Below are 17729 nucleotides of genomic sequence, written 5' to 3' on the forward strand. Positions count from 1 at the left end.
ATGAGGAGTAATAATTATGAAAATGGTTACTGCAATCATTAAGCCGTTCAAACTCGACGAAGTGCGTGAGGCTCTGACTGCAATTGGTGTACTGGGTATCACTGTTACGGAAGTGAAAGGTTTTGGCCGGCAAAAAGGTCATACCGAGCTGTATCGAGGTGCGGAATACGTGGTCGATTTTTTGCCCAAGGTCAAGCTGGAAGTTGCTATAAAAAAGGACATGCTGGAGCTGGTGCTTGAAGCCATCGAAAAATCGGCACACACCGGCAATATTGGTGACGGCAAGATATTCGTTCACAACATTGAACAAAGCATTCGTATTCGCACCGGCGAATTCGGCGCAGAAGCCTTGTAAGGAGAACGACATGAAAAAACTTTTTGTGACTTTTGCGTTGCTGGGCGTGTTGTATGGTCTGGTAGCCCCGGCATTTGCGGAGGAGGCTGCCCCTGCAGTATCGACAACAGCTACAGCCCAGACTGCTACGGCAATTGATGCAGTTAAGCCCGTTCAAGCGGTAGCCGCTGTCGCGCCCACGCCCAACAAGGGTGATACGGCGTGGATGCTGACGGCTACCTTGCTGGTCATCATGATGTCCATCCCGGGTCTTGCCCTGTTCTACGGCGGCCTGGTGCGCAGCAAGAACATGTTGTCCATCCTGATGCAGGTGTTCGCTATCTTTGCGCTGATCATCGTGCTGTGGGCCATCTATGGCTATTCGCTGGCGTTCACGCAGGGTAATGCATTTATCGGCGGATTTGACAGGCTGTTCCTGAGGGGCATCTTTGATCCGGTCACCGGCAGTGTCGCCAATGCGGCAACCTTCAGTAAGGGCGTGGTGATTTCTGAGTTCGCCTTCGTGGTCTTTCAGGCTACCTTCGCCGCCATCGCCGTTGCATTGATCGTGGGTGCTTTCGCCGAACGGATGAAATTCTCCGCTGTGCTGTTGTTCTCTGCATTGTGGTTTACCTTCGCGTATGTGCCGATTGCACACATGGTGTGGTTCTGGATGGGACCAGATGCCTACACTACTCAGGCTGCGGCTGATACTGCAACGGCAGCCGCAGGATGGCTGTTCCAGAAGGGCGCATTGGATTTTGCAGGCGGCACTGTGGTGCATATCAACGCGGCTGTTGCGGGTTTGGTCGGTGCATTCATGGTTGGCAAACGCATTGGCTACGGCAAGGAACCAATGGCACCACACAACATGGTCATGACCATGATAGGCGGCTCTCTGTTGTGGGTTGGTTGGTTCGGCTTTAATGCTGGCTCGGCTCTGGAAGCATCCGGTACGGCTACGCTGGCCTTCGTTAACACGCTGGTTGCTACTGCCGCCGCCGCACTGACCTGGACGCTGGCTGAACAGTTATTGAAAGGCAAGCCATCCGTGCTGGGGGCGGTTTCCGGAGCAGTTGCGGGTTTGGTTGCCATCACTCCTGCCTGCGGCTGGGTGGGCGTAGGCGGCGGCTTGATTATCGGTGCGCTGGCTGGGGTGGTGTGCTTCTGGGGCGTAACCGGTCTGAAAAAACTGCTGGGAGCAGATGACGCGCTGGATGTGTTCGGCATCCACGGTATCGGTGGCATATTGGGCGCATTACTCACCGGCGTGTTCAACACTTGGAGCATGGGTGGTACCGGTATCGTGGATTATGTCAATAATACTATCATCGACACCACTATCAGCGGACAGGTGTGGATACAAGCGCAAGCTGTGCTGACCACGATCATCTGGTCCGGTGTGGTCGCCTTCGTTTGCTACAAGATTGTGGATATGACCATCGGTTTGCGTGTGAAGCAAGAAGAGGAGCGTGAGGGGTTGGATACTACAAGTCACGGCGAACGGGCTTATAACTTCTAATCCACCTTATCTTGAAGCATTTCCGTTAGCTTCGCTATGAAGGTTGGACCGCCAGTTCATTGACTATTAAATGTTAATATATTTGTTGGTTTCGAGAAAAACATAAAACGTAACATCAAGCATTGGTAAGGATGGTATTGATTGATTAATTTGATCCAGCCCCCCGCCAGAATGCTGGTATTCTGGCGGGCTTAGTTATTTAGTGTGATTTTTGCACAGGAACCTGCAATATAAATTTCGTTTAGCGCCTATTATTAGCATCCTGATAGATCTTCATGTCATGGAGCGGCTTTCGACAACCGCGCCATCTTATAAATTGTCGGCCGTTCCCCCACCCGCATAAAAAATCAGACAGTAGATGTTTTGCAAGAGACTCAAATGAACGCATCATGCGCACCTTCACCGATCGCTGATCACGCATCTCAATGGCCTGCATCGGGCGATCGTCTTGTATTGAAATTGCTGGAGCCAGGATTCAATCTGCAAGACGTTGTGCTGGTGCCGTCACCTGTTGCACCGGAGGGGCCGTTGGTATCCTGCCTGATGGTTAGTCGCGGCCGACTGTTGCCAGCGCGTCATGCTATTGATTGTTTCCGTCGACAAACCTACCGGCAGCGTGAACTGGTAATCATTGATGACAACCCGGCATCTGAGCTGGCGGAGTTTCTGGTGGTTATGGACGATCCGCTGATCCGACACGTTATATTGCCGGCAAGCCAAGGGAGTCTGGGTAGCCTGCGCAACCGCGCGCTGGCCGAATCGCGCGGCGAGTTGGTGTGCCAGTGGGATGACGATGACCTGTACGATGTGCGCCGCATCGCCTGGCAGGTGGAGGCTCTGCAGACGAGTGGGGCGCAAGCCTGTTTCTTGCGTCGCTGGACCCTGTGGTGGCCGGCTGAGCGCCGCATCGCGGTGTCCGGTGAGCGCATATGGGAAGGCAGTATGCTGGCAAGGCGTACGGCAGTGCCGGCCTATCCGGACCAGCGGCGAGGGGAGGACAGTGTGCTCACCGGGCAGATCATTGCAGACCACCGCGTGGTGCTGATGAATGCGCCAGAGCTCTACTGCTATACCATTCATGGCGGTAATACTTTCCACTACCAGCATTTTCTGGGCATCTACAATTCTTCCAGTGAGTTTGCGGGTCGTCAGAAATATGACAATTACTTGCAGCTGCTTGGTCGTCGGTTGCCGATCCTGGATTACGCTGTTGCGTTGGAGCAGGCGGGCAACCTGGCTGCTTATCGGCGTCCGCAGCCAGTACCACTGCCCGATCGATTTATCGACCCGTCGCGGCAGCGCTCCGGACGCACACCGTCATGCAGCGAGCCGACAGTATCAATCGTCGTGCGCAGTATGGGCCGCAGCTGCCTGGCTGATGCCCTGAGTTCGCTGGTCGCGCAGTCCTATATTAAGCTCGAAGTGGTGGTGGTGGATGCCACCGGCGGGCGTCATCCGCCATTGCCGGCAACCATTGCGGCAGATGTGCGCTTTCGATTGGTGTGTGCAGGACGTCCACTGAAGCGCCCAGCGGCTGCAAATTTCGGTCTTGAAGCGGCCACTGGCGAATACATTGGTTTCCTGGATGACGACGACCTGTTTGATCCGGAACACGTCGCGCTGCTGGTTCGCCGCATACTCGAGCCGGATCACCCTGACCTGGTCTATGCCGGCCTGTGGCTGGTTGATCGCTATCATCGTCTTACTCGAAAACAGTGCAATCCGTTCAACACGCTGATGTTTCAGTTTTTCAATCTGATCCCGGCAATCTCGGTGCTGTTTCATCGCCGTGTGATTGAACTGGGTTGCCGTTTTGATGAGAGCCTGGAAATCTTCGAAGACTGGGATTTCTGGCTCCAGCTCGCATCACATGTGCGCATAGGGCGTATCGAAGTGCCGACGCAGCAGTACTTTATCGAGGCCGGAACATCCGGTTGCAGCATTGGCTTGAATGCCGATCCGGCACGTGCCGGACATTATTCGAAACACGTGCGTCAGCGCTGGCAGCCCTGTAGTTCGACACTGTGGCGTGAATATACTGCGCTGGTGCATGACCTGCTTGCGCGCTTTCACGATGGTGAGCGAGCTGAACTGCGTCCGGCGATGCGGGCGCTGCTGCGGCGCTACCCAGAGGAGCCAAACATTGAATTCCACCTCGGACGCAGCTATCTCGCGGAAGGCCATGTTTTCAGTGCGCGCCGGCTTTATGAGTCGGCCGTTTCGCACAATCGCAGCTGCCCAGAATTCATACTGTCGCTGGCCCGGTTGTGGGAGGCACAGGGTTCGCCGGAAGATGCACTGTCATGTTTGGAAGAAGTACGCCCAGCGCTGTTAAAGCAGACACAGGTAGTGGATGCCGAAATCATCCGCCTGCGACGCCTGCTCAACAGCCGCCGGATTTTTCCGGGAAGAGGAGCGGGCGGTGGACGCATGGGCCGCAATGAACCCTGTTCCTGTGGCAGCGGTGCACGTTATAAACATTGTTGCGGCCACTCCAGTGCGCGGCCAGAGTTGGCGGTTGCAGATCAGTCATTGCAAGTTGAATGTGACCGGTTGCAGGTGGCTGGTATTGAACAGTATCGATGTGGCGAGCTGCCCGCCGCCGGTGAATATCTGGCAGCGGCCAATGCCCTGCTACCGGGCCAGCCGATGGTAAATCATGCGTTGGCGTTATTGGCCTATGATCGAGGCGCGCTCGACGAGGCTGCGCGTTATGCCGATGTTGCACTGGCGACCTCTACTGATTCGGTTATCACGAGCTTCCATCGCCAATTGAATTACCGACGGCGCCGCATCGTCGAAGCGCAATTGCTGCGCGAAGCACTACGCGTTTCTGGACGTCTTTTATCAGCAGATGGCGTGCGTCTTGCGCTGGAGGCCGCGCGAACCATACTGGTGCTGCGTTGTAATGAGAGCTTTCCTCTGGCAAAGGATGATTTCAATGGTTGGCAGGGCGGGCTACACTTCTTCCAGGCCGACACAGAGGCACTACCGGATGTCGCGCTTTTGTCGTGGCCGGAACAGGGCGGTGTGCTGGTGATCGATGGGGTGCCCGAGGTTTTACCACCTCTCCTGGATTCGCAACTCTGTACACAGGTACTGATGCGAGTTACCCGGGATTGTCCAGCCATGCTGTTCGAAATCGCTCATGCAGTGCCGTGCGGAATTGGCCTCGTCTATCCCGACGAGATTACTGCGCGACAGGTCGGTTTACCTGGGCTGGTTTTGCGGCCGACGCTGCCGCCAGCTGCATTCGAGATCGCGCGCCCGTCGCCCGGGATTCCTTTTCGGATAGGGCTGCGCGGTAGTTGCGAGGTTGATGGCCTGCATCCGCTTGATGCAGTGCTGATCCGTCGTCTGCTGGCCAGCAGACTGTCAGTAAGCGTGCATGGTGGCACACCTCTGCTGCGACATTTTCCGCCATCAGCGCTGCCGTCAGGTCTGCAGCTGCATGGCTTCGATGCGTCGCTGGGAAATTTTCTCGCCGGCATTGATTGCCTGGTGCTTCGACGCGCACCGCTGGCAAGTGGTGAGGCAGCGCTTGGCTTTGTTGCCGGCGCGCTGGCAGCGGGCTGTCCACTGATCTGCGCGGATGGACTGCCGGGCGCGGAGTTGATCGTGGATGGTCGCAATGGTTTTCTAGTCGCCGCCGGAGATGAGGCCACTATTTGCGAGCGCATTGCGCGGCTGCGCCAGGATGCGACACTCATGCAATCTATTTCCGAAGAAGCTCGCGCGACCGCCCGCCAACATTGGGCCGCGCAGGAATTGGGGTGCTGGACGCGTGTTCACATGGGGCTGGAGGTCTGATGCGTGGCATAAAACTGGTTTCCTGGTCGGGTACAACGGGTTACGCGCTGTCGGCGCTGGATTATCTGCGCGGTCTGGTGATGCAGCAGGTGCCGGTTGAATGGGTGCCGCTATGTTCCGGGCCAGATGGCTACATGCCATGGCGCGCGGACCTGGGCATTGATGCACTCGACTTCTTTCCGGCATTGTTGAATGATCCAATGCATGCCGACCTGCCACAGCTGGTCGAGCGCTATTGCAGACCCTGCGACTACGACACGGTACTGGTGCATCTGCAGCCGGAATACTGGCCGGTGTATTTCGAACCCGGGCAGCGCAATATCGGCTTCACTGCGTGGGAAACCGATCATTTGCCGCCACACTGGCCCTCGCTGCTCAACCTGGCTGAGCGCGTGCTGGTACCCAGCAGCATAAACCGCGAAGTGTGCGAGCGTTGTGGAGTTGTGGTACCAGTGCGCGCAGTGCCGCACATGCTGCGCGAAATACCGCCGCCGGTGTCGGACGAACGGCGCCGGCAAATACGTGCCGGGCTTGGCATTGGTCTGCATACTACGGTGTTCTATTCGATCAATACTTGGGAGCCGCGCAAGGGCGTCTATGACCTCCTGAGTGCCTTTGCGAGCGCTTTTTCTAATGCGGATGACGTGGTGTTGCTGCTAAAGACCTCGCCACGAGGTATCGGTGCGCCGCCGTCTTACACTGCTGCACCGGTGGAAGAGTTGCTTGCGAAATGGCGCCAGCGCGCCACACGGGGTCGCGAGGTCGGCCTGCCATCGATCCGCGTGATCGGGGATAATCTGTCCGGCGAGCAGATCGAAGACCTGCACCGCGCCGGCGACGTGTTTGTTTCGCTGACACGCGGTGAAGGTTGGGGCATGGGCGGCTGCGAGGCACTGGTGCGCGGCCGCCCGGTATTGATGACCGGATGGAGCGGTCAGCTTGATTATCTTGGCAGCGAGTGGCCGTGGTTGGTGAACTATCGACTGACGCAGGTGACGCCATGGCCGGAGCAAGCCAGTTTTCTTGCTTCGCAACGATGGGCGCAGGCCGACCTGGCGCATGCTGCCGAATTAATGTGTAGTCTGCACCGTGATCTGCCAACAGCCATGATGTATGTCGCGCAGGCTGCCGAAGTGCTGCACCAGAGGCTATCGATGGGGCGAATGACCGAACATTTACTGGCGAGTCTGAATGACTGAAATACCGCGTATCTTTCATTTTGTGTTTGGGTTGCGTTCGCAGAACGAACCATTTCATTTGCTGCACTATCTGTGTCTGGAATCATGCCGGCAGGTCAATCAACCTGAGGTGATCCACTTTCACTACCTCAACGAGCCTTGGGGGTACTGGTGGGATCGTATTCGGCCGCACCTGGTGCTGCATCGTGTTGATCCGGAGCCATTTGTTCGTGATACCACCCGCTACGCCAACACGCCGGAGGGGCGCATTATTCGCCAGCGCAACCTCGACTACGCGCACGAATCAGACTTCATTCGCATGAAGGTGCTGCAGACTTGGGGCGGGGTGTATGCGGACATGGACACGCTATTCTTACAGCCGATGCCGGATGAATTCTATCGCGAGCAGTTTGTTATCGGTGCGGAGCAGGATGAGGTGGAGGAGCACGATCCGATGAAACGCTCGCTCTGTAACGCGCTAATGCTGGCGCGGCCGGAATCAGTCTATTTGGCGCGCTGGCTGGAGAGTATGTATCGGGTATTTGACGGCACCTGGAGTCGTCACTCCTGCCAGGAGGCGACGCGAGTGCGGCAGCAGATACCGGATGCAGTGCGCGTGCTGCCCAAGCGCTGTTTCCACCGACATGGTGCTGACCCAGTCGGTGTGCATACCCTGTTCGAGGGGCTTGACGAGGATTTTTCAGGCATGTATTCAATGCATTTGTGGGCGCACCTGTGGTGGGATGAATGGCGCACCGATTTCACCATTGTGCATGGTGGCATGATCGACGAGGACTACGTGCGTTACGCCGAGACCACTTACGCGGTGGCGGCACGAAGGTTTCTTGACTGAAGTAGAGAAACGCGTTGTACCTGCGGCCCGGAGGATCGTTCATCCTGCTTCTGCAGATAGATTGAATTCGTTGCCGCTCAGGGGTGTTTTATCATTTTTCTGCCTTGCTGCCAGAGTAAGAAGACTCCTAGGGCGCCCGCAAGAATGGACGCAAGGAACACTCCAATCTTTGCAGCCGCGAAGTTCGGAGCATGCGGAAATGCTTTAGCAGCGATGTAGAGCGACATCGTAAACCCAATGCCGGCAAGTGCAGCGGCGCCGATCATCTGCTGCCAGGAATAGGCATCGGGTTTGACGGCCCATCCCATTCGAACCGCAATAGCGGCTGCCGCGACCATGCCAAGCGGCTTACCCACAATCAGTCCCAGCATGATGGCAAGGATCAAATACTCTCGTCCGTGGACGACTTCCATGGAAAGAACGAGGCCCGCATTGGCGAGTACAAATAAGGGTAGCACCAAGTAGCTGGACCACGGTTCCACCGTCCGCAGTAGCTTGTCGGCCGGGGATTCGATTCGGTCGTGAATGGCATCGAGGGCACGCATTGATGACTCTGACGGGCCGTGTCGCAGGACTCTTTCTTCTGAACTGACAGTTTGGCGTGGAGCACCGACTCGGCTTGTGCTATTAATGCCGCTAGATTCGCGGGTGGTCGGGTTAGTGTAATTCCATTTCTCAATCAATAATAAAATATTGAATGGTGCATTGCATCTGCTAATAGCAACGGAGCATAGAATGCACCACATAGTTATTGCCGCTTTGAAAGATAAATGGAATAACATCGCAAAATGGCTCTGTTTCGCTTTCACTGCAAGAGCGGAGGCGTGATTGGTTTGCATCTTCTCCTGCGTGGTGACGCGTTCAATTCTGGTCTTGATTTTCAAATTGTCGCGTACTTGCAATGGAAGCTGGTATCTGGGTGAGAACGATGCTATTGATATGCTTCCGAATGCTTTGCAGGTAAGGTTAGTCGTCGATCTCGGCGCTGAAAGAGAGTTACTTTTTAAAGTCTGATCTGTTTATTTCAGGAAAATGCCGTGAACGCACATTACCTTTACCGTTTTTCTTTACTTCATACATTAAATCATCGGCAGCTTTGAGCATTGCAGGGAACGAACGATCAGCTTCGCTGAACCACGCTATTCCGATGCTACCCTTTACTGGCGGAAAACTTTGAAGTGCGGTGTCCACTGCAGTGGAAATTTTCCGACCTACCTCGACAGCTGCCTCGTATCCAATTTCTAAGAGCAGAACGGCAAATTCGTCACCACCCAATCGCGCGACTCGATCGCTAGAGCGCGAGATACTGCGCAGCGCTATGGCTGTCGCTCGAAGTGCCGCATCCCCAGCATCATGGCCTTTGGTGTCGTTAAGCTGTTTAAAATCGTCCAAATCCAGAATAATAACGGCCAATGGGTGTGTATAGCGCTTTGTGCGCTCAACTTCGGAGGCGCCAGCCTCGAGAAAGGCTCGCCTGTTATAAAGCCCAGTCAGAGGATCCCGGGTTGCGCGTTCATGCTCTCTTTCAAATTGCAAACGAACCTGATTGGCAAGAAGAGCTACCAAGCTGTAAGTCATTAAGTGGGTTAAAGCGTTTATCCATGGAATCCACAGGAAACTGTATTGTCGCTCGGAAGCAATATCGCCTACGAGAGATATCGTAGAGGCAAGAATAGCCATAAACAAACCATTCTTTTTTCCACCTATCCATGTAATTACAAGTACCGGCAGCACCGCTAAGGATACAAAATCGAATTCGGCGTGAGTTGCTATCCGAAACGTAATAATAAGAAAAAATATACAGACGCAGATTGACCATACAATCCACAGGCGCCAACCGGTCCATAAGGTACCGAGGAGGAAATTAGGAATCCTTACCTTTTTCATATTTATTGAGCCGATCATTAAATAGTGAGCGGTTCACTTTGTTCATTTTAAAGGTTAGGTGAGTTGGACAAGTTCAGGCAGGACGGTTTCAAGTTTTAAATTGGCCGACTATAAACTCCCTGCATGATGCGATTTTCCAAATTTACAATATCTCCACTACTAAATTATCAAACAGCGTCATTTGTGAGGTATCGAATAGTGTTCGGTATTATCACATTTAGCATTTATTTGTACTAGGCTAACAGCTCAATATAATTATTAAACAATGTGATATAGATCAATTCTTAGGCTTTTAATTATCAATTACAAGGTTTAAACCACTGGCTTTAGCCGGTCAGCTTTAGCTGCGACAACATGTCACACGAATGGAGGTATGGGATACATCACATGGTATTTCAAATTGAGTATCATTTTGTATGGGTAACGAAGTATTGCTACAAGGTGCTGAATGGAGAGGTGACGGAGCGAGTCCGGGATTTGGTGAGAGAGATATGCGAAGCCTTTGAAATTAGGATCGTCAAAGGTATTGTGAGTAAAGATCATCGGTTAAATTTGAACTCATAAATTAATGAATGATCGTTGTTATAGAAGATTGAAAGTTGAGGGTAACGAATTCATATTTATTATTATTCAAATGGATATGTACATACTAATGGTCGGAATCCTTAGGGGCGTCGCAACGATCTTCCTCAGATATACCTGCAGAGGCCTTGGATTTATCCGATCCCGATGTGTCAGATGGTACTGACATATCTGACCTTGATTGACCAGGATCTCCAGACCTATCAGACATGGATGTATCAGAATCTGCATACACTAACGTAACAGCTAATGTGAAACAAGAAACTATAGCAAGATTAATAATAGTCTTTTTCATGAAATTCTCCTTGAGATGAAATGTGCGAAAGTATCTCGGTAAGGTTAGCCACGCTTTGCTTGTATAGGCTCTCATTGAGTCTGCTCATATTGCCAGTGGGCAAACTCAGTCAGGACATTAAGTGAGGGTGCTTGAGCTGTCTGTGTGGTATCGCACGCTAACAAATATGAAGCTTGAGAAGAAAGGACAGAATTCTTTTGATAGATTTAAAAGGAGGTGTCAAATGAGGCGAGGAATCTCTGGGGCGATATACCGTTCAAATTACAGTATTTGTTAAGACGGATTGATTGATCTACTTGAATGCTTTTATGCGGCTACTGGATGTCCAAATTTCATCAATGATAAGTCCTTGCGGCGCCTACTTTGTCGCGGAATACCCAATAAGAATAGCCGGAGTAAATTAAAATTAACGGAAGCAAAACTGCAGATCCCGTTAAAAGAAATGAAAGACTGTTGTCGGGAGCGGCTGCATGCCAAATCGTGACCGATGGTGGAACTATATAGGGATAAAAGCTGAAACACAGGCCGATGAATGAGAGTATGAAAAGTCCTAGCGAAGCCAGGAACGGCATTAATTCCCATTTCTTTGTCAGGCCCCAATACAGACCCAAAGCGCACAGGGCAACAAGAATAGGAACGGGGGCGACGTAGAGAAATTGTGGCCATGAAAACCATCGCATCATGAAACGCTCATTAAGAAACGGCGTCCACAGGCTAACACAACCGATCAGTATTAATGTCATTGGACCGGCGATCCATGTAAAGCGATATGCCGCTCGTTGTACATTGTTTTCGGTTTTGTAGATCAGCCATGTTGCACCCAACAGGGCGTAACCTACGACGAGCGCTACGCCCGTCATCAGGCTAAAGGGCGTTAACCAATCCCAAAATTGTCCAGCATAAGCCCGGCCACTGACCGGAATGCCTTGAATAAGTGCTCCAAGTGTAATGCCCTGTGCAAAAGCTGCCAGGATTGAACCGCTGGTGAATGCCCAATCCCAAAGATACTGGCCGTGTTTTGTTTTCCAACGGTATTCGAAAGCGACACCGCGAAACACCAAAGAGAGCAGCAAAGTAATAATGGGTACATAGAGAGCCGGCATGATGACCGCATAAGCAAGTGGAAAAGCCGCAAACAACCCACCGCCGCCGAGCACCAGCCACGTCTCGTTGCCATCCCACACGGGTGCGACAGAGTTCATCATCTGATCACGATCGGCTTCATTTTTGACGAAAGGAAAAAGGATGCCGATACCCAGGTCAAAGCCGTCGAGGATGACATAAGCTAAGACCGCAAAGGCAATGATGCCGGCCCATATCAAGGGAAGATCAAGTGTCATAAGAATGGCTCTGTTTGATTTGATACGATCACAGGTGCCGGCATGAGCCCCGCGGTACGAATGGGTTGATTTGGTGAAGAATCAGATTCCCTATCCTTCGGTGGTTTGCTCATGAGACGCAAAACATAGAATACCCCGGCGCCAAACAACATAAAATAAATCATAATAAAGGCTATCAGTGTGACACCCACCGCCGTCGCGTTTATTGAAGACGCTGATTGTGCTGTCAGCAGCAGGCCATAGACTGTATAAGGCTGACGCCCCGCTTCAGTCGTGATCCAGCCTGCTAAAACCGCGATGAATCCAGCAGGACCCATCAACAACGCAGCCCGATATATCCATGGCGTTTCATAAAAGCGATGGCGACTACGAAGATAGAGACTCCAAGCCCCCATAGCTAGCATTGTAAAACCGATGCCAAGCATGATTCGAAAACTCCAGAACACAATATTGACAGAGGGGCGCTTATCCTTTGGCCATTCTTTCAGGCCCTTCACTACACCGTTCCAGTTATGAGTCAAAATGAAGCTACCCAGTTTCGGAATGATGATTGAGTAATCGACTCGTTCTTTTTCAGGATTCGGTAAACCAATCAAAATCAGTGGTGCACCGGCGCGAGTCTCAAAATGGCCTTCCATGGCGGCGATCTTGGCAGGTTGATACTTGAGTGTGTTCAAGCCATGCAGGTCACCGGCAATGATCTGCATGGGAGCGACAATAACCACCATCCACATTGCCATGGAGAACATGATACGTGCACCCGTATTCGCATTATTCTTTAACAGATGGTATGCACCCACTGCACTCACAACAAATGCGGTAGTAAGATAAGCGGCGAGTAGCATGTGTACGAGACGATACGGGAAAGATGGATTGAAAATCACTGCCCACCAATCGGTAACGATGAATTGACCGGCAGTATTGATAGCGTAGCCGCTCGGGGTATGCATCCAACTGTTGGCAGCCAGAATCCAGAACGCTGATACGATGGTACCGAGCGCCACCATAACGGTGGCGAAGAAATGCAGTTTCGGGCCAATCCGGTTCGAGCCAAACAACATGATGCCGAGGAATCCGGCCTCCAGAAAAAAGGCAGACAATACCTCATAAGCCATCAATGGACCCAGCACTGGGCCGGTCTTGTCTGAGAACACACTCCAGTTGGTTCCAAACTGATAGCTCATTACAACGCCAGAAACTACTCCCATGCCAAACACAACTGCAAAGATTTTTTTCCAGTAGTCGAACAGACTTAAATAAATATTTCGGGCTGTAGTGATCCACAAGCCATTCAACACGGCAAGATAGCTGGCAAGACCGATCGAGAAGACTGGAAAAATGATGTGAAAACTGATGGTGAATGCGAACTGAATGCGGGCTAAAAGAAGGGCATCGAATTGTTCCATAGAATACATAACGGTTCTTATAAGCAGTTTTTATTATGCTCACATAAAAAAACAATTCAGTGCGATAACGTACATTAACCTCTCAATACCTGGACGCGATAGCGGCAGAACAGTTGTGCTCGTTGGAAAATAACTGATTCCCTATCCCATCCAGTTGGATTATCGCTACGGTGAACATTGGCTTCATCCAATGTCGAGTTAAATTTAACTGTCTTGGCAATCACGTCGCCAAGCAAATCGAAGCGCGTAGCCACTTGGGTAAAAACACACATTACCTGAGGCAGTAGATACTGCTGAGGTGGGTAAAGTAGCTGGTTTATGCTGATAGCAATTCGGTTAGGGAGAAAAGCTGCCGGTTTGATCAATCCGAATTACTGGGTCCATCGCTCCGATATCAAGCTTGGTTTGAATCCGGTAAGCGACTTGGCCTGTGGTATTTTGTAGCAGTCCACCAACGAATCGAATGCCTTCTATCAGGCCGATAGTTGCAATGACCTTGAACTCTGCCTCACCATATGCCGGCACTTCAGGTAGCACATTGGTTGCACCTGCTACGACCTCGGAATCATTTAAGAATACTTTGTAGCTCATACCACGCAGACTTAGTTTGGTTGCATTGGGATTCACTACGCGCATGCCGATCTCAAACTGTGGTACGAGGCTCTCAGATGTCAGTGGCTTAAAAGAAGTGACGCCGACTGACGGTGTCTCAAAGTTCGGGCGCAGTGACGTGCAACCTGTACTAAGGCAAACCAAGAGACAGAAGAGGATCAGGAGGGGTGCAGAATTCTTGCTGTGGAGACGTGTCAGCGTTTTTGTATAAAGTTGTTTCATACTATTCACCATAAGGATGAGTGTATCAACTGCACAAGCTAAAGTAGCTGCGATCACTGTAAATCAAACAATATCATTATTCATCTTCAAATTCTTGATGGAATATGTATTCCACATGCTTCACCATGTTGATGGTTAGAAGCTGATGGGCTTGTTAGACTCAAATTAAGTTGAAATGGTTAGAGGCATATTAAAAGAATAAATTCCACCTACAGGCTGCTAACATGTGCGCCATGAGCACACCAAATCCAACAAAATTACAACAATGGCTGCTGTATTGTCGCCCTGGTTTTGAACGAGACTGCCTGCAGGAAACACAGGTATCGCCGCTTGAAGCCAGCGCCAACAGCGGTTTTCTCATCCTCCAGGGCAAACCGCGCCTTCATTATGACCAACTTACCTTTACCCGTCAGTTGATTACCTTGCTAGCCGAAGTGAGTGAGCTGCCTGATCGTGACCGCCTTACCCCTCTGCTTGCAGCCATACCCGATATACCCGCTCAATTTAGTGCATTGTGGCTGGAAACGCCTGACACCAACGATGGTAAAACCCTGTCCGGTTTTATCAAGCGCTTTCAACCCCTGCTGGAAGAAAAGCTGCGCGCCAGCGGGCGTATGGCTGAAGACCCTAGTCTGCCCCGCCTGCATATCTTTTTCCCTGACAAGAATCGTGCACTGATCGGTACAAGTGATCCGCGCAACAGCAGCACCGCAGCTATGGGCATCCTGCGCATGAAGATGCCCTATGAAGCGCCGAGTCGTTCTGTGCTCAAGCTGGCCGAAGCTTTTGAAGTGTTTTTATCGGAAGACGAAAAAATACAATGGATCAGGCCGGGCATGCGCGCGGTAGATCTGGGTGCAGCTCCCGGTGGTTGGACTTGGCACCTTGTCAGTCTGGGCATGCAGGTGGAGGCAGTTGATAACGGGCCGCTCAAAGGCGTAGTGGCCGATCATCCTTCAGTTAAACACCTGCGTCTGGATGGCTTCCGCTATCGCCCCAAACACGCGGTAGACTGGCTGGTATGCGACATGATAGAGCAACCGGGGCGAGTGGCCGCGCTGGTTGCTGATTGGATCGCTAGCGGCTCAGCCAGTCGTGCCTTCTTCAACCTTAAGCTGCCGATGAAAAAACGCGTGGAAGCCTTGAACGAAGCGCTCGTTAGTATCCGCGAGGTAATGGATAAAAAAAGCTTCAAGTATCGCTTGAAAGCGAAGCAGCTATACCATGACCGTGAAGAAGTCACTGTATTTCTGGCCAGGATTAAACGCTAGAAAATATTTTACAGAATCCTGCTTTTAGGAGCAGGATTAAAAAGGATGCAAAGTTCAATCTTATTTTGCCAAGTCAGCAATAAACTTCGAAAGTGACTGGATTTCAGCATCATTTGCGCCCAAGCCTTTTGCCGGCATTTCTCCAAATTCCCAACCAAATGAACCACCCGTTGTAATGCTAGTCGCAATTTTATTTACTGCGTCTTTATCACCTTTGTATTTTTCGGAAATTTCCATAAAAGACGGTGCAACGCTACTTTTATCAATGGCGTGACATGTACCACATTTAGCCTTGCCTTCTACAGGCATATCTACTGCCAGTGTGTGGCCTGAAATCATTAAGCCTGCAATCACAGCCATATTTACGATAATTGAATTCATTTTTTCTCCGTTTAAAAAAGTTTAGTTGAAATCATACACTGAGCATTTTATACAAATCTGTCTTAGCGCATATATTTTCACCGAGAAATCACCTGGGAGAAATTAATTCACTGAGGTAAACCCCCGGCTCTGCCGGGGGGCTCACCAAGGTTTGATCTATACGACGGTCGGAGTGAATCTCCGAGTCTTGACCAAAAGATGAAGAGATTCACAAATGAAAGAGTGCGTCATGCCAAAAAGCGCTGAATTCATTTGTTCATGGCTTGCCGATATTTAATCTCAGCATCAGCGTCATCGGATGCAACGGTGACGACTGAAAACCGTAGTGTTCGTAGAACTCCTTGGCACGGTCATGAAGTGCATGCACCAGCAGAGCTCGAACATCGGCGTTCTGAGAAACCACCACAGCCCGATTGACTGCGTCTTGCAGTAGGGATGCGCCAAGCTTAATGCCTTGGGCGTGGTGGTCAACCGCGAGCCGAGCCAGAACCATCACCGGAATGGGCATGTTCCGGCGCACAGAACTGGTTGCCATCTGGTGCGAGACAGCGCCCGCAGCCATGGCATAGTAGCCGTAAACACGACTATCCTGATCCACCACTACAAACGTGCGGCTGGCTCCACTCACTTGGTTGACCATTGCGCGGCGCTTGAGCCACTCGTCGAGAACGCCCTCGCCGCACTCAAATCGATCCAGAATGTGGGTGGTCGCGAGTGGCTGAGGTGCGTTGAGTTGTAATTCCATTTACACATCAATAGTGCAAAATTACCTGATCGAATAAACGGGGGAGGTAATTCATGTCACGACCACCGCGAGGCCAGGATGTACTTGCTATCGCACCCCAAGCCATTGCTTCAGCGACGACGATTGAGCAGTTACGCGACAAGCACAGGCAGTGGTCTTGCCCCTTCAATACGGCATGAGTCTGGAGCAAACAGCACAGGCCATCGGATTGTCCAAAGGTTGGACGTGCCGTTTGCGCAACCAGTTCATTGCGGGTGGAGCCATAGGCGATAAAGGCAAGTCGGTGCGCGGAGGGCGACACAGAGAGCACTTCCCCCCTGCCTGAGCGCGAAGCTGAACTACTCAAACCGTTCCTGGAGTCTGCCCGTATGGGCGGTATTTTGATGGTCAGCCAGATCAAGCCCCAACTCGAAATAGCGCTGGGGCGGAAGATGGCGCTGTCATCGGTGTACAAATGACTGCATCGGCACAACTGGCGCAACTCGCACCTGACAAAAGACATCCGCAAAGCAATCCTGTAGCCCAGGCAGACTGGAAAAAACTCCCCGAAACGCTCGCCGAAATCCGTCAGGACTGAGCAAGAAACGAACCGATCCGACTGATGTTTCAGGATGAGGCGCGTTTTGGGCGCATCAACGACGTGCGTCGGTGTTGGGCTCCCAAGCCCGTACGACCACTATGCCAAGCGATGCTGACCCACGAGTACACCTACGCCTACGCGGCAGTGGAGGTCAAAAGTGGAGAGCTCGATTCTTTGATCTTGCCATACGTCAATACCGACTGTATGCAGTTGTTTCTCGATGAGGTGGGCGCGCGCCACCCCAGCGACAAAATCGTAATGGTGCTCGATGGCACCGGCTGGCACGCCAGTCGGTTACTCAAACTACCACAGAGCATGAAACTGTTACCTTTGCCACCTTATGCGCCTGAGCTCAATCCAGTCGAACATGTGTGGGATGAATTGCGTGAGAAGCACTTCCATCACCGCGTCTTCGATAGTCTTGATGCACTGGAGGATCAGCTCGAAGTGGCCCTGCATACCTTCGAGAACAATGCGCCAATGGTCAAGTCCATTGTGGCTTGGGAATGGATTATTAATACTTTATTGAATTAAAAATTGAATTAGGCTAGATTCCTCAACGTCACGCTAACCTTGGCGCGAGCGATACCGATGCTGCGTACGAAGACGCCACCCATGCTGTTCTCCATGTATCCAAAGACATGCTCAACCCTTGCCCGTACGCGGGGCTAGGCTTTGTTGCTGATTTTTTGGCTTTCGCTCAATGGCTTA

18 protein-coding genes and 1 pseudogene are annotated in these 17729 nt (G+C 51.7%); 11 read left to right on the plus strand and 8 right to left on the minus strand.

Annotation, left to right across the window (positions count from 1 at the left end):
• Positions 1-16 precede the first annotated feature (16 nt).
• From W01_RS00180 to W01_RS00200, 5 genes are all read left to right on the plus strand, one after another.
• Positions 17-355, plus strand: coding sequence for a P-II family nitrogen regulator (locus W01_RS00180; protein WP_173051672.1), 339 nt, complete (start codon positions 17-19; stop codon positions 353-355).
• A 10-nt stretch (positions 356-365) separates the two neighbouring features.
• A complete protein-coding gene (locus W01_RS00185) occupies positions 366-1856 on the plus strand; it encodes an ammonium transporter (protein WP_173051673.1) in 1491 nt (496 codons plus the stop codon).
• A 378-nt stretch (positions 1857-2234) separates the two neighbouring features.
• Positions 2235-5666, plus strand: a complete 3432-nt coding sequence (locus W01_RS00190; RefSeq protein WP_173051674.1) for a glycosyltransferase — start codon at positions 2235-2237, stop codon at positions 5664-5666.
• On the plus strand, positions 5666-6865 hold the full coding sequence (locus W01_RS00195) for a glycosyltransferase family 4 protein (protein WP_173051675.1): 1200 nt from the start codon (positions 5666-5668) through the stop codon (positions 6863-6865). The genes W01_RS00190 and W01_RS00195 overlap by 1 nt, the downstream gene beginning before the upstream one ends.
• Entirely contained in the window at positions 6858-7697 is an 840-nt protein-coding gene (locus tag W01_RS00200) for a glycosyltransferase (RefSeq protein WP_173051676.1), read from the plus strand. The genes W01_RS00195 and W01_RS00200 overlap by 8 nt, the downstream gene beginning before the upstream one ends.
• A gap of 77 nt (positions 7698-7774) precedes the next feature.
• Here W01_RS00200 and W01_RS00205 read toward each other — a convergent pair whose 3' ends face one another.
• Positions 7775-8581, minus strand: a complete 807-nt coding sequence (locus tag W01_RS00205; RefSeq protein ID WP_173051677.1) for a Na+/H+ antiporter NhaA — start codon at positions 8579-8581, stop codon at positions 7775-7777.
• Between the two features lie 112 nt (positions 8582-8693).
• On the minus strand, positions 8694-9602 hold the full coding sequence (locus W01_RS00210; protein ID WP_173051678.1) for a GGDEF domain-containing protein: 909 nt from the start codon (positions 9600-9602) through the stop codon (positions 8694-8696).
• A 336-nt stretch (positions 9603-9938) separates the two neighbouring features.
• Between W01_RS00210 and tnpA the strand changes: the two are divergent.
• A pseudogene (gene tnpA / locus W01_RS00215) lies at positions 9939-10127 on the plus strand (IS200/IS605 family transposase); the annotation flags it as partial.
• Positions 10128-10796: 669 nt separating this feature from the next.
• Here the strand turns inward: tnpA and cydB are convergent.
• The 4 genes from cydB to W01_RS00235 all read right to left on the minus strand — a co-directional run bounded on the left by cydB (position 10797) and on the right by W01_RS00235 (position 14041).
• Positions 10797-11801, minus strand: a complete 1005-nt coding sequence (gene cydB, locus W01_RS00220) for a cytochrome d ubiquinol oxidase subunit II (protein ID WP_173051679.1) — start codon at positions 11799-11801, stop codon at positions 10797-10799.
• Entirely contained in the window at positions 11798-13216 is a 1419-nt protein-coding gene (locus W01_RS00225) for a cytochrome ubiquinol oxidase subunit I (RefSeq protein WP_173051680.1), read from the minus strand. Before W01_RS00225 ends, cydB begins: the two co-directional genes overlap by 4 nt.
• Positions 13217-13281: 65 nt before the next feature.
• Positions 13282-13572 carry a hypothetical protein gene (locus W01_RS00230; RefSeq protein ID WP_173051681.1) on the minus strand — a complete coding sequence of 97 codons (291 nt, stop codon included), beginning with the start codon at positions 13570-13572 and terminating at the stop codon, positions 13282-13284.
• On the minus strand, positions 13544-14041 hold the full coding sequence (locus W01_RS00235) for an LEA type 2 family protein (RefSeq protein ID WP_173051682.1): 498 nt from the start codon (positions 14039-14041) through the stop codon (positions 13544-13546). Before W01_RS00235 ends, W01_RS00230 begins: the two co-directional genes overlap by 29 nt.
• A gap of 233 nt (positions 14042-14274) precedes the next feature.
• Here W01_RS00235 and rlmM point away from each other — a divergent pair, with 233 nt between their 5' ends.
• On the plus strand, positions 14275-15312 hold the full coding sequence (rlmM, locus tag W01_RS00240; RefSeq protein WP_173051683.1) for a 23S rRNA (cytidine(2498)-2'-O)-methyltransferase RlmM: 1038 nt from the start codon (positions 14275-14277) through the stop codon (positions 15310-15312).
• A gap of 60 nt (positions 15313-15372) precedes the next feature.
• On the opposite strand, the gene W01_RS00245 is transcribed toward rlmM, so the two are convergent.
• Positions 15373-15693 carry a c-type cytochrome gene (locus W01_RS00245; protein WP_173051684.1) on the minus strand — a complete coding sequence of 107 codons (321 nt, stop codon included), beginning with the start codon at positions 15691-15693 and terminating at the stop codon, positions 15373-15375.
• Between the two features lie 256 nt (positions 15694-15949).
• Positions 15950-16438 (minus strand): GNAT family N-acetyltransferase, encoded by a 489-nt coding sequence (locus tag W01_RS00250; protein ID WP_173051685.1) that lies wholly within the window; start codon positions 16436-16438, stop codon positions 15950-15952.
• 53 nt (positions 16439-16491) lie between these two features.
• On the opposite strand from W01_RS00250, the gene W01_RS14300 reads away from it, so the two are divergent.
• From W01_RS14300 to W01_RS13785, 4 genes are all read left to right on the plus strand, one after another.
• Positions 16492-16617, plus strand: coding sequence for a hypothetical protein (locus tag W01_RS14300; protein WP_256380110.1), 126 nt, complete (start codon positions 16492-16494; stop codon positions 16615-16617).
• Entirely contained in the window at positions 16596-16763 is a 168-nt protein-coding gene (locus tag W01_RS00255) for a hypothetical protein (RefSeq protein WP_173051686.1), read from the plus strand. Before W01_RS14300 ends, W01_RS00255 begins: the two co-directional genes overlap by 22 nt.
• Positions 16764-16892: 129 nt before the next feature.
• Positions 16893-17015: a hypothetical protein gene (locus W01_RS14305; RefSeq protein ID WP_256380113.1), complete on the plus strand. Its 123-nt coding sequence runs from the start codon at positions 16893-16895 to the stop codon at positions 17013-17015.
• Positions 17016-17030: 15 nt separating this feature from the next.
• Positions 17031-17552 carry an IS630 family transposase gene (locus W01_RS13785; RefSeq protein WP_256380153.1) on the plus strand — a complete coding sequence of 174 codons (522 nt, stop codon included), beginning with the start codon at positions 17031-17033 and terminating at the stop codon, positions 17550-17552.
• Positions 17553-17729: the final 177 nt, after the last annotated feature.

Source organism: Candidatus Nitrotoga sp. AM1P (genome assembly GCF_013168275.1).
Taxonomy (GTDB): domain Bacteria; phylum Pseudomonadota; class Gammaproteobacteria; order Burkholderiales; family Gallionellaceae; genus Nitrotoga.

Excerpts from the sequence above, each read along its gene's own strand:
- W01_RS00190 (WP_173051674.1), top strand. The coding sequence starts at position 2,235 with ATGAACGCATCATGCGCACCTTCACCGATCGCTGATCACGCATCTCAA.
- W01_RS00225 (WP_173051680.1), bottom strand. The coding sequence starts at position 13,216 with ATGTATTCTATGGAACAATTCGATGCCCTTCTTTTAGCCCGCATTCAG.
- W01_RS00180 (WP_173051672.1), top strand. The coding sequence starts at position 17 with ATGAAAATGGTTACTGCAATCATTAAGCCGTTCAAACTCGACGAAGTG.
- W01_RS14300 (WP_256380110.1), top strand. The coding sequence starts at position 16,492 with ATGTCACGACCACCGCGAGGCCAGGATGTACTTGCTATCGCACCCCAA.
- W01_RS00210 (WP_173051678.1), bottom strand. The coding sequence starts at position 9,602 with ATGATCGGCTCAATAAATATGAAAAAGGTAAGGATTCCTAATTTCCTC.
- W01_RS00235 (WP_173051682.1), bottom strand. The coding sequence starts at position 14,041 with ATGAAACAACTTTATACAAAAACGCTGACACGTCTCCACAGCAAGAAT.
- W01_RS00200 (WP_173051676.1), top strand. The coding sequence starts at position 6,858 with ATGACTGAAATACCGCGTATCTTTCATTTTGTGTTTGGGTTGCGTTCG.
- W01_RS14305 (WP_256380113.1), top strand. The coding sequence starts at position 16,893 with ATGACTGCATCGGCACAACTGGCGCAACTCGCACCTGACAAAAGACAT.
- W01_RS00245 (WP_173051684.1), bottom strand. The coding sequence starts at position 15,693 with ATGAATTCAATTATCGTAAATATGGCTGTGATTGCAGGCTTAATGATT.
- rlmM (WP_173051683.1), top strand. The coding sequence starts at position 14,275 with ATGAGCACACCAAATCCAACAAAATTACAACAATGGCTGCTGTATTGT.
- W01_RS00185 (WP_173051673.1), top strand. The coding sequence starts at position 366 with ATGAAAAAACTTTTTGTGACTTTTGCGTTGCTGGGCGTGTTGTATGGT.
- W01_RS00250 (WP_173051685.1), bottom strand. The coding sequence starts at position 16,438 with ATGGAATTACAACTCAACGCACCTCAGCCACTCGCGACCACCCACATT.
- W01_RS00195 (WP_173051675.1), top strand. The coding sequence starts at position 5,666 with ATGCGTGGCATAAAACTGGTTTCCTGGTCGGGTACAACGGGTTACGCG.
- cydB (WP_173051679.1), bottom strand. The coding sequence starts at position 11,801 with ATGACACTTGATCTTCCCTTGATATGGGCCGGCATCATTGCCTTTGCG.